Origin of the sequence: Gangjinia marincola (genome assembly GCF_039523415.1) — a bacterium.
Classification (GTDB): domain Bacteria; phylum Bacteroidota; class Bacteroidia; order Flavobacteriales; family Flavobacteriaceae; genus Gangjinia; species Gangjinia marincola.
The window spans coordinates 403,164-415,872 of sequence record NZ_BAAAFG010000016.1; the positions used below are offsets into that span (position 1 = coordinate 403,164).

At 37.2% G+C, this 12,709-nt stretch carries 12 protein-coding genes; 8 read left to right on the forward strand and 4 right to left on the reverse strand.

Annotation, left to right across the window (positions count from 1 at the left end; translation table 11 throughout):
- The first annotated feature begins 38 nt into the window (after positions 1–38).
- The 3 genes from ABD000_RS12760 (at position 39) to ABD000_RS12770 (ending at position 3,024) form a co-directional block, all read left to right on the forward strand.
- Positions 39–737 (forward strand): DUF2490 domain-containing protein, encoded by a 699-nt coding sequence (locus ABD000_RS12760; RefSeq protein WP_343768239.1) that lies wholly within the window; start codon positions 39–41, stop codon positions 735–737.
- 17 nt (positions 738–754) lie between these two features.
- On the forward strand, positions 755–1,543 hold the full coding sequence (locus ABD000_RS12765; protein WP_343768242.1) for a carbonic anhydrase family protein: 789 nt from the start codon (positions 755–757) through the stop codon (positions 1,541–1,543).
- A 122-nt stretch (positions 1,544–1,665) separates the two neighbouring features.
- Complete coding sequence (locus ABD000_RS12770) at positions 1,666–3,024, forward strand: TrkH family potassium uptake protein (RefSeq protein ID WP_343768245.1); 1,359 nt, start codon at positions 1,666–1,668, stop codon at positions 3,022–3,024.
- Here the strand turns inward: ABD000_RS12770 and ABD000_RS12775 are convergent.
- Positions 3,021–3,566, reverse strand: a complete 546-nt coding sequence (locus ABD000_RS12775; protein WP_343768248.1) for a DUF3124 domain-containing protein — start codon at positions 3,564–3,566, stop codon at positions 3,021–3,023. The two genes, ABD000_RS12770 and ABD000_RS12775, sit on opposite strands and share 4 nt — an antisense overlap.
- 424 nt (positions 3,567–3,990) lie before the next feature.
- On the opposite strand from ABD000_RS12775, the gene ABD000_RS12780 reads away from it, so the two are divergent.
- The 3 genes from ABD000_RS12780 to ABD000_RS12790 all read left to right on the forward strand — a co-directional run bounded on the left by ABD000_RS12780 (position 3,991) and on the right by ABD000_RS12790 (position 8,272).
- Complete coding sequence (locus tag ABD000_RS12780; protein ID WP_343768251.1) at positions 3,991–5,058, forward strand: outer membrane beta-barrel protein; 1,068 nt, start codon at positions 3,991–3,993, stop codon at positions 5,056–5,058.
- 76 nt (positions 5,059–5,134) lie between these two features.
- On the forward strand, positions 5,135–6,499 hold the full coding sequence (locus ABD000_RS12785) for an acyl-CoA dehydrogenase family protein (protein ID WP_343768254.1): 1,365 nt from the start codon (positions 5,135–5,137) through the stop codon (positions 6,497–6,499).
- A gap of 24 nt (positions 6,500–6,523) precedes the next feature.
- The gene (locus tag ABD000_RS12790) at positions 6,524–8,272 is read left to right on the forward strand and encodes an FAD-dependent oxidoreductase (RefSeq protein WP_343768256.1); all 1,749 of its coding nucleotides are present in this window, start codon (positions 6,524–6,526) and stop codon (positions 8,270–8,272) included.
- 4 nt (positions 8,273–8,276) lie between these two features.
- On the opposite strand, the gene ABD000_RS12795 is transcribed toward ABD000_RS12790, so the two are convergent.
- The 3 genes from ABD000_RS12795 to ABD000_RS12805 are packed head-to-tail and all read right to left on the reverse strand — an operon-like array spanning position 8,277 to position 10,849.
- Complete coding sequence (locus tag ABD000_RS12795; RefSeq protein WP_343768258.1) at positions 8,277–9,065, reverse strand: Fic family protein; 789 nt, start codon at positions 9,063–9,065, stop codon at positions 8,277–8,279.
- Between the two features lie 21 nt (positions 9,066–9,086).
- Entirely contained in the window at positions 9,087–10,370 is a 1,284-nt protein-coding gene (gene mgtE / locus ABD000_RS12800; protein ID WP_343768261.1) for a magnesium transporter, read from the reverse strand.
- Between the two features lie 2 nt (positions 10,371–10,372).
- On the reverse strand, positions 10,373–10,849 hold the full coding sequence (locus ABD000_RS12805; protein ID WP_343768263.1) for a mechanosensitive ion channel domain-containing protein: 477 nt from the start codon (positions 10,847–10,849) through the stop codon (positions 10,373–10,375).
- 334 nt (positions 10,850–11,183) lie between these two features.
- Here ABD000_RS12805 and ABD000_RS12810 point away from each other — a divergent pair, with 334 nt between their 5' ends.
- Together ABD000_RS12810 and ABD000_RS12815 are read left to right on the forward strand one after the other, a co-directional pair.
- The gene (locus tag ABD000_RS12810) at positions 11,184–11,765 is read left to right on the forward strand and encodes a TetR/AcrR family transcriptional regulator (RefSeq protein ID WP_343768267.1); all 582 of its coding nucleotides are present in this window, start codon (positions 11,184–11,186) and stop codon (positions 11,763–11,765) included.
- 47 nt (positions 11,766–11,812) lie between these two features.
- The gene (locus ABD000_RS12815) at positions 11,813–12,706 is read left to right on the forward strand and encodes a hypothetical protein (RefSeq protein WP_343768270.1); all 894 of its coding nucleotides are present in this window, start codon (positions 11,813–11,815) and stop codon (positions 12,704–12,706) included.
- Positions 12,707–12,709: the final 3 nt, after the last annotated feature.

The following is a 12,709-nucleotide window of genomic DNA, read 5'->3' on the forward strand; positions in this document are numbered from 1 at the left end:
TTTATCTAAATATATTTGGCACAACAAAAACTAATTCATTGAAAAAACATTTTTTATTACTCGTTTTCTCGATCGCCTGTGTAACTCAATCTATGGCTCAAAGTCCAGATGAAGATCAGCTAGGTGCATGGTATATGTATTTTTACAACGCTACGTTTAAAGATTCGAATTGGGGCGTTCAGGGAGATTTCCAATATCGGGATTGGCGCGGACTTGGAGACAGAGAACAGTTATTATTGCGTTCTGGTCTTACGTATGTCCCCACAGAATCCAATGTAAAATTCACTTTAGGGTATGCGAATATATCAACTGGGATATATGGGACAGAAAGAGACAATCCTTCGATTGAAAACAGGATCTATCAAGAAGCGTTATTTTCAAATACGCTACTAAAACGCTTATTGCTTACTCATCGAATGAGGTATGAGCAACGATGGGTAGAAAACCAAGACTTTAGAACCAGATTTCGTTATATGTTATTTGTAAATGTTCCGTTCAATAAACTTGATCTATCAAAGGGAGCGTTATATCTGGCAACATATAATGAACTTTTTATCAATGGAGAACGTGATATTGGTGACGGAGCAAGCGTACAATACTTTGATAGGAACAGAACTTATTTAGGATTAGGCTATAGTCTTACTGACGGACTTAGACTACAATTGGGATGGATGCAACAAACCACAGTCAATTGGCAAAAAGGTCAGCTTCAATTTAGTTTACACCATACTTTTTAACAACAATTCTTACACTTATGAAATCAATTAAATTATCATTATTTGCAGTATCAACTCTTCTATGCTTGGCATCTTGTCAAGAAGCCAAAGAAAATGAAACCACCTCAACTTCAAATCAACAAGAATCGGATAGTACTCAGCAAGAGTTAGTTGACGAACGCGTGGTAAAAAGTATTCTTACAGCAGAAGAGCAGGCCGAGATGACTCCTCAGGAAATTATCGGTCGCTTGAAAAAAGGGAATGAGAATTTTATGAATAATAATCTCACTCAACGCGACCACTCTGAGCAACGTAGAAAAGCCATGATTGGTCAATTTCCTAAAGCCATTGTATTATCCTGTGTTGATAGTCGCGTTCCTGTAGAGGATGTTTTTGATCTTGGAATAGGCGATATTTTTGTAGCGCGTGTTGCCGGCAACATTGAAAATGAGGCGATAGTGGGCTCAATGGAATTTGCTACCGCCGTAGCAGGATCTAAAGTGGTTATTGTAATGGGACATACTGCCTGTGGTGCAGTCAAATCAACCATTGACAATGTAGATGCGCGTTCTATGAACATGAACTCATTAGCAGATCTTATGGAGGAAATACGCCCTGCCATTGAAGGTGTGGAAACCAGCGGTGAAAAGAGCTCAAAAAATACTGAGTTCACCAATGAAGTGATTACCAAGAATGCCATGAGGACGGTAAAAAACATTAAAGATGCTTCTCCTACAATGGCTAAAATGGAAGATGAAGGTAAAATCGCTATCGTTTCAGCCATCTACGATATGGAAACCGGAAAAGTTTCCTTCAATAAGGATTAAATATTCATTACAACAGTTTATCACAACCCCTTAGAGTTACCTTTAAGGGGTTTAAATATTGGTAGCAAATAATATCTTTCAAAACATTCATTTTATTATATTCGAGATTCAATTGGTCGTATATGCAGCTCTTTAAAAAACTAACCAGAAAATACCAGCGATTTAAACTAGGTAAAACACCGCAACAAAATCTCTTTTACGGTTTTTTGTCTTATGTGATCATCGGCAGTATTTTGCTTTGTTTACCTTTTTTTCAAAAAACTTCTTCTTCTATTTTAGATCATCTTTTCATCGCTACTTCTGCTGTATCTACAACAGGATTAGTCACCATTAGCGTATTTGATACATATAATTTTGGAGGACAGCTTATTGTGATGCTGTTATTTCAACTAGGCGGTATTGGATACCTCACATTTACTACATTTATGCTTTTGTCGACCACACGAAAAATTACACGTTGGCACAAGTCTATTTTAAATTCAGAATTTACTCTACCCGTAACCATTAAGATTAAAGACTTTCTAAAATCAGTGATTCTTTTTACAGCTATTATGGAAGTTCTTGGAGCAATTCTATTTTTTATTGCGTTTAAGGTTGAAGGAATGGCAACTGGAAACGCTTTGTGGAATGCAGTATTTCATAGTGTTAGTGCATTTTGCACTGCTGGCTTTAGCTTGTTCAATAGTGGTTTTACAGAGTACGTTGATAATGGGCTGGTGAATTTTATTATATCATTTTTAGCCATCGCGGGCTCTCTTGGATTTATTGTAGTAACAGATTTTGTACTGTGGTTTAAAAACAAGTCACACAGCATAAGTTTTACCACAAAAATCGTTCTCGTTGGTTTTGCAATTCTCTTATCGTTTGGGTTTGGTTTCTTTTATTTTTATGAGCCTACAGTTACCTCTTTAGAAGGAAGTTCCAGATTATACGCTGCATTTTTTCAATCTATGACGGCTATGACTACGGTAGGTTTTAATACAGTTGACTTTGGCACATTTGTCATGCCAATGCTGGTCGCGACAGTCTTTTTAATGTATATTGGTGCATCACCCTCGGGTACAGCGGGAGGAATGAAAATAACTACACTCACCGCAGTCCTATCGATTATGAAAAGCAGACTGCGTGGCAGTAAGCGTATAACGTTTTTTGGTAAAGTAATACCTTTTGAACGTCTTTATATTGCTACTTCTTCTTTTATATTTTATACGTCTTTGATATTCTTAGGAGTATTTATACTTAGCTTTTCTGAAGGTTTTGACCTTGAAAAGATCATTTTTGAAGTTGCCTCGGCATTAGGTACTGTAGGATTAAGTATGGGAATTACCGGTGATCTGTCCATCACAGGAAAAATCACCTTGATTTTTTTAATGTTTATTGGTCGTCTGGGAGTACTTACCTTTGGTTTAGCAATTTGGTCTAAACGCGTCAATCAAGAATCTGATGATCTTGAAATCCCCGAAGATGACATCGCAGTTTAATCCTCCAGAGCAGGTGAAGGCTCTTCAATTTCAATTCCGTTAGCTGTAAACGCAAATACTCTATTCCCTAAACCCCCAATCATTATAGCTTGAAATACAGGGGATACATGTTTTTTTCCATAGCATTCGATAATAAAATTTGCTCCAGAACCTCCTAAAGTATCCCTCTCCTCAATAATATAATCCAGTGTTTCCAAAGGATCGAGATAGATTTCACCATTTAAGTATTGACGTACCAGTTGACCTTGTGTATTAAAATAATCTACACGATTAATAAACAACGAGTCCCTTTCACTGGTGTTGCGAATGCTGAGTGTGGCAGTAAGTAAAGTTTTTTCTGCTCGTGTTCCTCGGTATATGTCAGAGTAAATGGGAACATAAATTTTACGCTTGCGGTAGGTAGAATCAATTTCCTTATTGTTTGTATACTGTAATGTTTGGGCTTCAACAATAGCTTCGGTACGTTGATTTGGGTTAGATTCAACGCAACTAATGCTCAATGTCGTGATGAATAACAAGAATAGAAGAAGAAACCTTTTCATATGATAAATGATTATCGGTAAGAATCTCCCAAAATTAAGCTTTCTTAAACTAATTAATCCAGGTCATGACCAAATCTGTTTTCTCATCAACATCAAGAATGAATCCTACCGATAGATCTTCACAAGTCCACTTAACCTAAAAGCGATAATTTCAATGATTATCTGGTGTGATTATAACCTTATAGTGAATACGTTACATCGCTTTTAAAAAAAGCTTAGGGTACTAAGCTGCAATGTGTAAGAACGAGTTTCTGGATCATTAAATACATAAAAATTTTCTTGCATATCACGTCAAATAATCCCAACGAATCCTTAAAATTAGTTTGGATCCTAAAATTACGATTAATTTTATAAGGTACTATAACTCCTACTTGTGAAACCTATACGCCAAACTTTATTTTTTCTTCTTCTGCTAATTTTTTCAATGTCAATTTTCGGCCAAAAGGATGCTTCTGTTCAACATAAACTCAGCCTTTCGGCCTACGTTGATACGTACTTTGCCGGCTATGATAATGACCTTAACCAACAGGAATTTCAACCCTTTATTACTGTTGGAGCAAGAGATAATACCTTTGGGGTCAATGTTGCCCAAGTCGGGTTAAATTATATGCACGAAAAGATTCGTGGAAATTTTATTCTTCATTACGGCGATATCCCGCAAGCTACCTGGTCTGATGAGTTCAACGCCATTCAAGAGGCTAACGTTGGGGTTAAGATCATAGATGGATTGTGGTTGGATGCCGGTTTTTTTGCAACCCATATAGGGACAGAAAGTTTTTTACCTAAAAACAACCTGTTGAGTCATACTATGTACCTCACCTTTAATGAACCATTTTATCAAGCCGGAGCAAAATTAAGTTACGACACCCTGGAGAACTGGTATATCGAATTGTGGGCCCTTAACGGGTACAATAATTTTGTGGACAATAATGATGCTAAATCGCTGGGAACGCTGATTAACTATACTATAAGTAAAAATACTTCGATAACCTACACAAACCTCTACGGTCGGGAAAGTGAAGACAGCAGCCCAATAGATCAAGACCGCTTTTATCAAAACATCTATATTAATCATCATTGGAATGAGAAAATATACCTCATAGCAGGTTTTGATTATGGTTTTCAAACCAACAGTGACTTGCAAGAAACAAATGAGACTGCTTCAATGTACGGTGGTATGATAACAGCACGCTACCAGTTCAACCCTACATTTAGTGTAACAGGGCGAGCAGAGATTTTTAACGACAAAAATGGTTTCATAAGTGGAACTGTTATAGACGCGAATGGAAACGAAGCTGGCATAGAATTAACCGGATTTACCTTGGGAACAGAGTATCGACCCCTAGAGAATTCCTACTTGCGGGCAGAAGTTAGGAATACACGTGCGTCAGACGACCTGGAGATTTTCATGAAAAATGACGAATTAACAAATAATCGGTTTGAGGTTCTTTTTACCATGGGCATTGCATTTGAACAATTATTTGGTTTTTAAATGTTACTTTTTTTCGCTTCCGCGGAAGCGCACTAATAAAGAATACAAAACGCTACTAATTTTAATGTAAATAAATATGTTACAGCTATTCAAAAATATGAAGCAGATTATCAACCTAATGAAAGAGGTTGATTTTAAGCAACTTGTAGAGATTTCTGAAAAAATTGATCTAGCCAAGATTATGAAATCTGTGGGTGAATTAAATGATGCCCAACTCAATGGATTGACTAAGATGCTGACTGAAAAAGCTAAAAAAGGACAGCATAAATTACCTCCCATCGATGGTGATTTTTATGACTATGACCTAAAACTTACTCAAGAACAAAGAAACATACAGCTTAAGGTGCGAAATTTTATGGAAACTGAAGTTGAACCTATCGCTAATACATATTGGAATAGAGCTGAGTTCCCCATGGAAATTATTCCTAAACTCGCCAAACTAAATATTTGCGGTGTCGCGTATGAGGGCTACGATTGTCCAAACTTACCTTTTGTGATGGAGGGAATTATTGCCGAAGAGATTGCACGGGTAGACGTTTCAATTTCTACCTTTTTTGGAGTACACAGCGGGCTGGCCATGGGATCAATTTATCTATGCGGCAGTGAAGAACAAAAACAAGAATGGCTGCCTAAAATGCAGCGGTTAGAAGCTATTGGAGCTTTTGGTCTTACAGAACCTAATGTGGGTAGTGGGGCTGCCGGTGGTCTTGAAACCACCTGTAGAAAAGAAGGAGATCACTGGATCATTAACGGACAAAAAAAATGGATTGGAAACGCCACATTTTCAGACGTGACCATTATTTGGGCAAGAGAAATTAAAACTGATCAAGTAAAAGGCTTTTTAGTGCGCAAGGGAAATCCCGGTTTTAAAGCCGAAAAGATTGAAAACAAAATGGCATTACGTACCGTACAAAATGCCTTAATTACGCTTACAGATTGCCGAGTACCAGAGCAAGATCGACTACAAAAAGCTAACTCGTTTAGAGATACAGCCAAAGTACTAAGAATGACCAGAGCCGGTGTGGCGTGGCAAGCAATGGGTTGTGCGCGAGGCGCCTATGAGAGTGCATTAAAGTATACAAAAAAAAGAGAGCAATTTGGAAAGCCCATCGCTAAATTTCAACTAATTCAAGATCATTTAGTTGAAATGTTGGCCAACCTCACCGCGATGAAAGCCATGGTTTATCGTCTTTCTGAATTGCAAGACCAAGGCTTGCTTACCGATGAACATGCCTCACTCGCTAAAGTATTTTGCTCTATGCGAACCCGCGATGTGGTGAGCAGAGCAAGAGAAGTATTGGGAGGAAATGGAATTTTATTAGAATATGATGTTGCGCGATTTGTAGCCGATGCAGAGGCTATTTATTCGTATGAAGGAACCAAAGAAATCAACTCACTTATCGTAGGTAGAGCTATTACAGGATATAGTGCGTTTGTATAAGAATAACATTTAAAAACCAATAAGATGAATACACATACCACAAACGTATCCAATGTTCTGGTCATTGGAAGCGGCGGCGCAGGATTAAGAGCTGCTATTGAAGCAAAAAAAGCAGGTGTAGAAGTAACTGTGATAGGAAAACGTCAAAAAGAAGATGTACATACAGTTTTAGCCGCTGGCGGAATTAATGCAGCCTTAGGCAATGTCGACCCAGAAGATTCATGGCAGCAGCACTATGCAGATACTATGCTAGAAGGGTATGAACTATCTGAACCTAGAATGGTTGAATTGATGGCTAAAGAAAGTCCTGAACTGGTGAAAGAGATTGATGAATGGGGAGCCAATTTTGCCCGTTTAGACAATGGTAAATTGGATCAGCGCTTTTTTGGAGCCCATACCTATCGTAGAACGTGCTACTCTGGTGACTACACAGGGCGTTCAATTTTATATGCCTTGATAAAAAAAGCTGAAAGTCTTAAAATTCCTATACATGATTCTCAATACGTAACAGAGCTACTGGTACACAATGAAATTTGTTTTGGTGCAATGACTTTTGACATAAAAAACGGAGAACGTACCGTTTTCTTGGCTGATGCCGTAATATTAGCAGCCGGAGGCCATACCCGTATCTGGCGTAAGAGCTCATCGCGGCGTAATGAAAATACAGGAGACGGTTATTACTTAGGTCTCAAAGCCGGATGTACCTTGACCGATATGGAGTTAGTACAGTTTCATCCCACGGGTATGGTCATCCCCGAAGAAATGGCCGGTGCGTTAGTCACGGAGGCTGTGCGCGGCGAAGGTGGTTATCTCATCAATGGAAACGGTGAACGCTTCATGAAAAATTATGACCCTGATCGCATGGAACTTTCTACCCGCGATCGCGTTGCTATGGCAAACTATACCGAAATTATGGAGGGGCGTGCGACCAAAAATGGGGGTGTTTACTTGGATATAAGTCATAAATCAAAAGATTTTATCATCGAGAAACTCCCCAGAATGTATCGCCAATATTTGGATACGTTGATGCTGGATATTTCTAAACAACCGATGGAAGTCGCACCAACAGCTCATTATTCTATGGGTGGCATCTTAGTGCATGCCGATGATCACTTTACGGGAATTGAGGGATTGTATGCCGCAGGGGAAGTGACGGGCGGATTACATGGAGCGAACAGACTAGGTGGAAACTCATTAGCAGAAATATTAATTTTTGGGAAGCGAGCAGGTAAGTATGCCGCAGAACGATCTCTACACATGGATGTACAGTACCGCTCTAGAAAGGTCATTCAACTCGCCCATGAAAAAATTAATTCTTTGATTAAAAACGGGAGTGAAGTTGCCAGACCTTTACAAAGGGAACTTAGGAACATTATGTGGGCGCACTGTGGTGTAGTGCGAAGCGAAGAAAAATTGCAAGAAGGTCTATCTAAGATTGATGCACTTGAAGAAGCGGCAAAACACTTGGATGTAAGACCAGACTCTGAAGGTTTCGAAGATGTCATGTTAGCCTTTGATCTAGAGGGTTCTATCCTTTCTGCAAAGGCAACGATCTTAGGAGCGATTGAAAGAAAAGAAAGTCGTGGGGCTCACCAACGCACAGACTATACCGAAATGAAGGAGGAAATGAAAATAAACTTCACTGCAACATTAAATAGCAATCATCAACTAGAGATCACTAGAAAAGAACTGGAACCTATTAGCAGCGAACTTAAAGAGGTCATAGAGAATACGGAAAAAATAAAGAATTTCAAAGGTAAGTTATTGGAATAGCCACTTAGGAAAGATTAGATTTTAAGTGGCCTATATGGTGCACTTTATTATAGATCATATTCGTATTTCGGTATATTCGATTAATTTCCTGCTTAAAGAAATTGATGGTGTGCTCATTCCAATGATTAGGACTTTTTTCCAGCTGACTAAAACTAGCACTTAAGGTTTGAATATATTCGTATTTTTCTTCGTCGTCCTTGATAAAAATTGGTGGATATAGATTATACATCAACATCCAATTTTTTGCAATTCTAGTAGTACGCCCGTTTCCATCAGTAAATGGATGTATTCGAATTAGTTCATGGTGAAAATATATTGCTCTCAAAATAGGGTGTTTGATCTGCAGCATTCTATAAAAAAGATCCGCAACTAAACTGTTTAGTTTTGATGGCTCAGGGCATAGGTATGAACCAATCTGTACATGAGTACCTCTAAATTTATTAGGATGTTCGCGGTGTGATTCTGGAGAAATTAGTCTAAAAAGTTGAAAAAGCTGTACCTGTGTAGAAAACGTGATGTTCTTATTAATCTCTTGTGTGACAAATCTCAAGGTTTCATTGAGATTTAATACATATTCTTTTGCTTCGTCCTCATCCTGTGCTTCCATTTGAGCGTTCTTTATGCTAAGTAGCTCTTTAAGGTCTTGAGTATGTGATAGGAAAGTATCTAATAAGTCGTCTGCGAGATGTTTTCTACTAAATGTGATCAACCTGTAAATAGCACGTATTTCAAGCTCTATCTGACTCATTTTTAATACGTTAATTTCTGGAATATTTAATGGAAGTAAGATCATTTACATCATTTTTTATCCCAGCTAGACAATACCTAAGGCCGAAGATAAAGCCGCGGCTAGTCCAAGAAAACTCAAAAATCCGCAGATATCAGTCACTGTCGTTAAAATTATAGATGAAGAGGTTGCCGGGTCTTGCCCTATTGCTTTCAACCCGATAGGAATAACTGCACCTGCTAAACCTGCAATCACCATTGAAAGAATCATCGAAATTCCAATGACTACCGCTATACCTAGTGAGTTAGCCCAAAAAAATACTACTATACCTGTGGTGATTGCAACTGCAATGCCGTTCACTAAACCTACCAACAATTCCTTTTTTGCAACTCGCACCCACTGCCCTATTCTAATTTCCTTAAGTGCCAGACCTCGTATAGTAACTGCTAAAGCCTGTGAACCTGTGTTACCAGATTGACCCGCAACAACAGGAAGGAATATAGCCAAGATGGTAATTTTGGCAATAGTATCCTCAAAAAAACCAACTACCATGGAGGCTAAGAATGCGGTTACAAGATTTATTTGAAGCCAGGGTAAGCGTTTTTTAACCGCAAATGAAGCCTTAGAAAGAGCATGTTCTTCTTTACCAGCACCAAACAACGTTTGCAAATCTCCACTTAATTCTTCTCTAGAAGCAGATAGAACAGTATCATTTCTAATAATTCCCAGTAAATGACTGTGAATATCCACCACGGGAATCTGCAAAAGAGCATGTGTTTGAATGGCATTCACTACTTCTTCTCTCGTCGCCATCGCTTGAACGCTGGGCGCTTGATACATTAATTCTTCAAGCTGTTGCTCTGGTGTGGCGATGGCGATATAATTTACCGGTACACGACCAATAAGTTTATCATCGTCATCGATTACATAAACTGTAAGAATTCTTCTATCGCCTAATTTGCGTAGCTGTGAGAGTATATTGTCTACGGTATCCTCTTTGAAACCTGTAAGCAAATTTGTTTCCATTAAGAATCCCGCGGTGTTCTCATTATAGCTTAAAAAGTCGTTAATCTCTCTGGATGTAACTCTAGGAAGTACTACTAATCTTTTTTCAACTCTACTACGATCAAGCCTGGAAAGTACTCGCGCAGCCTTATGTGTATCTGACTTTGTAAAGATTTTTTTAAATAAATCGTCAGTTATCGCCGGAAAAATATCTACAATCACATGAGGAGAGAATTCAAAAAACACCTGCTGAGCAATTGTTTTTGTTGATGTTTCCAGATAAGAAATGATCTCTTGAGTGCCTAATTCTTCTAAGTCGGTGGCTATCTCTTTTGGCGTCTTTACTGAGAATTCTTTGTTTAACATAACTATTGCTGTTCTAATGGTATTTCTTCTTCGCTTTGCACTTCATTCTTTACGCCCAGTACTTTTCTTACCGTTTTTTGAATGAATAAATTGTTTGGTAAGGTTATCTCATCTTCAACCTCTGCTAATTTAATTTTTGTAAAAAATAACCCAATATTCACAACATCACCTCGTATCTCATAATCCTTTGTTTCCATAATGATGATGCTATCCCCAACCTTAACAGAATGTCCAAAAAATAAGATTATACTTGATGTAATATTGGATAAAAGTGACCATTGTGCAAAAAAGGCGACACCAACAATGGTCAAAATAGAACCTACAAATACGGCTAACTCAGATTGTTTAACACCCCAAATTATCATTAGGATGATGAGTCCGATAACGAAGATGATAAAATTGATCGCTCTTCTAATCAGTTGTATCCTGGATTTTTGAATTACTTTATCGGTAATAGTTTTGTCGATAAGCCTTGTCATAATGATTCTTATCACCACGAAAATGCTGATAACTACAATTGATTCTATGACCTTTGTATAATATAATTCCATACAAATATGCTTTCGATAATCTTCATCTATTGAATAACAAATTAATTGATTTAAATGTTGAAAAAGGATTAGTTAAGAGAAATTTAATGATATAAAAATAACATTGTAACTGCTGGTGATCTAAGATTCTGGATAATATTCATATTATCACTAAAATGAGATTTTCAAGGTAGGGATGGATTTAATCTTTAGTTGCGATATGTTTGAAAAAAATTAAACCAGTCAGTCTAATTTAAAAATAATTTATATATTTGTCACTGATATGGGTTATAAACATAACAAAGAAGATATACTAAAAGTTGGTTACGAAGTTTTTCGAACGAATGGATATCACAATGTAGGTATCAATCAAATACTCAAGGAGTCTGGTATTCCAAAGGGTTCTTTCTATAATTTTTTTGAATCCAAAGAAGATTTTGCTCAGCAGGTTGTTAAGCAGTATGGGGAATCAAATTACTGTTGGATGCAGGACTTTTTTAAAGACTGTGATTTGTCGCCTATAGAGTGTTTAAAATCTTTTTACACGTTTATGATAAGCTTGAACGAAAAGGATGAATACAAGGGTGGATGCTTGGTAAATAATATGAGTATCGAAGTAGGAAGACAAAGTGACATCATAGGTTCAGAGGCGAATCAGCATTTTATGGGCTGGCTCAATGTCCTAGCAATGGAAATTACAAAAGGCCAGAACTCGGGAGAAATAACAAAAGATTTTTCGGCACTTGAACTTGCCGAATATATGCATGCAGGCTTTTATGGTGTGTTAACTAGAACCAAGGTAACTCGAAATCGAGTATATATGGATATCTGGTTCGAAATGACATTTAAATTCATTGCAGTCTAAAAAAATTTAAACTTAAAATAAACAGAACAGTCTAATTTATTTATTATATGAAATATCTTTTTAAATTTTTAATTATTGTAATCGCTGTAAGTGTATTACAATCTTGTAAATCTGTAGATCTACGCTCAGAACTTTTGCAATCCGATTCTATTACAAATCCAGAACAAAGAGGTAGAGATCTACTTAACGAAGCTAAAATAGCCATGGGTTATGATAAGCTTTCAGAAACAGAAGTTTATGAAGTTGATGCATTATTTAACTGGAAAGGTATATGGCTCTTAATGCCTATGAATGCATTTCCTGGTAATAATAATAATGCTTTAAAATTAAGACTGGCCACAAATTCTTTTGATGGACAGGTAGAATATTTAGAAGGCAGAAAAACAAATACTATTCAGGGAGTTCAGTCTTGGCAAGGTTACAAAAAAGAAACAAATAGCGATTATATAAAACGTCATGAACACGACCGATATATTTGGGGTTTAGCAACTTATCATTATCTTCTAGAGGCACCAATGCATTTGCCCGATGCAGAAATTATTCGCTATGCAGGACAAAAAGAACTTGAAGGAATTAATTACGAAACTGTATATGTCACTTGGGGAAGCGAGGTACCTAATAAAAAATATGATCGCTTCTTAGCTTATATTAATCCTGCTACAAAATTCATTGATTTACTTGAAGTTACCATAAACGATTTCTTTTTACCAATGCCTAAAGGGTTGCAGCATGCAACTGCTAGATACGAGCGAAAAGAAACCAGCATAGGTGCATTCTTGCCTAGTAACATCACTATTCAATTAAAAGGTCCGAAAAAAATAGAATCTAAAGTCTACAGTTTTGCTTTGAGTGATTACAAGTTCGACGCTTTTGATAAAGCACTCCTATATCCTTTAGACGATATAGAACCTATAGGATTTACTAAACTAAACGATAAATAAACA

Bases quoted from the DNA above. Each gene is read 5' to 3' on its own strand.
- ABD000_RS12765 (WP_343768242.1), top strand. From the start codon at position 755: ATGAAATCAATTAAATTATCATTATTTGCAGTATCAACTCTTCTATGC.
- ABD000_RS12770 (WP_343768245.1), top strand. From the start codon at position 1,666: ATGCAGCTCTTTAAAAAACTAACCAGAAAATACCAGCGATTTAAACTA.
- ABD000_RS12775 (WP_343768248.1), bottom strand. From the start codon at position 3,566: ATGAAAAGGTTTCTTCTTCTATTCTTGTTATTCATCACGACATTGAGC.
- ABD000_RS12780 (WP_343768251.1), top strand. From the start codon at position 3,991: ATGTCAATTTTCGGCCAAAAGGATGCTTCTGTTCAACATAAACTCAGC.
- ABD000_RS12785 (WP_343768254.1), top strand. From the start codon at position 5,135: ATGTTACAGCTATTCAAAAATATGAAGCAGATTATCAACCTAATGAAA.
- ABD000_RS12790 (WP_343768256.1), top strand. From the start codon at position 6,524: ATGAATACACATACCACAAACGTATCCAATGTTCTGGTCATTGGAAGC.
- ABD000_RS12795 (WP_343768258.1), bottom strand. From the start codon at position 9,065: ATGATCTTACTTCCATTAAATATTCCAGAAATTAACGTATTAAAAATG.
- mgtE (WP_343768261.1), bottom strand. From the start codon at position 10,370: ATGTTAAACAAAGAATTCTCAGTAAAGACGCCAAAAGAGATAGCCACC.
- ABD000_RS12805 (WP_343768263.1), bottom strand. From the start codon at position 10,849: ATGACAAGGCTTATCGACAAAACTATTACCGATAAAGTAATTCAAAAA.
- ABD000_RS12810 (WP_343768267.1), top strand. From the start codon at position 11,184: ATGGGTTATAAACATAACAAAGAAGATATACTAAAAGTTGGTTACGAA.
- ABD000_RS12815 (WP_343768270.1), top strand. From the start codon at position 11,813: ATGAAATATCTTTTTAAATTTTTAATTATTGTAATCGCTGTAAGTGTA.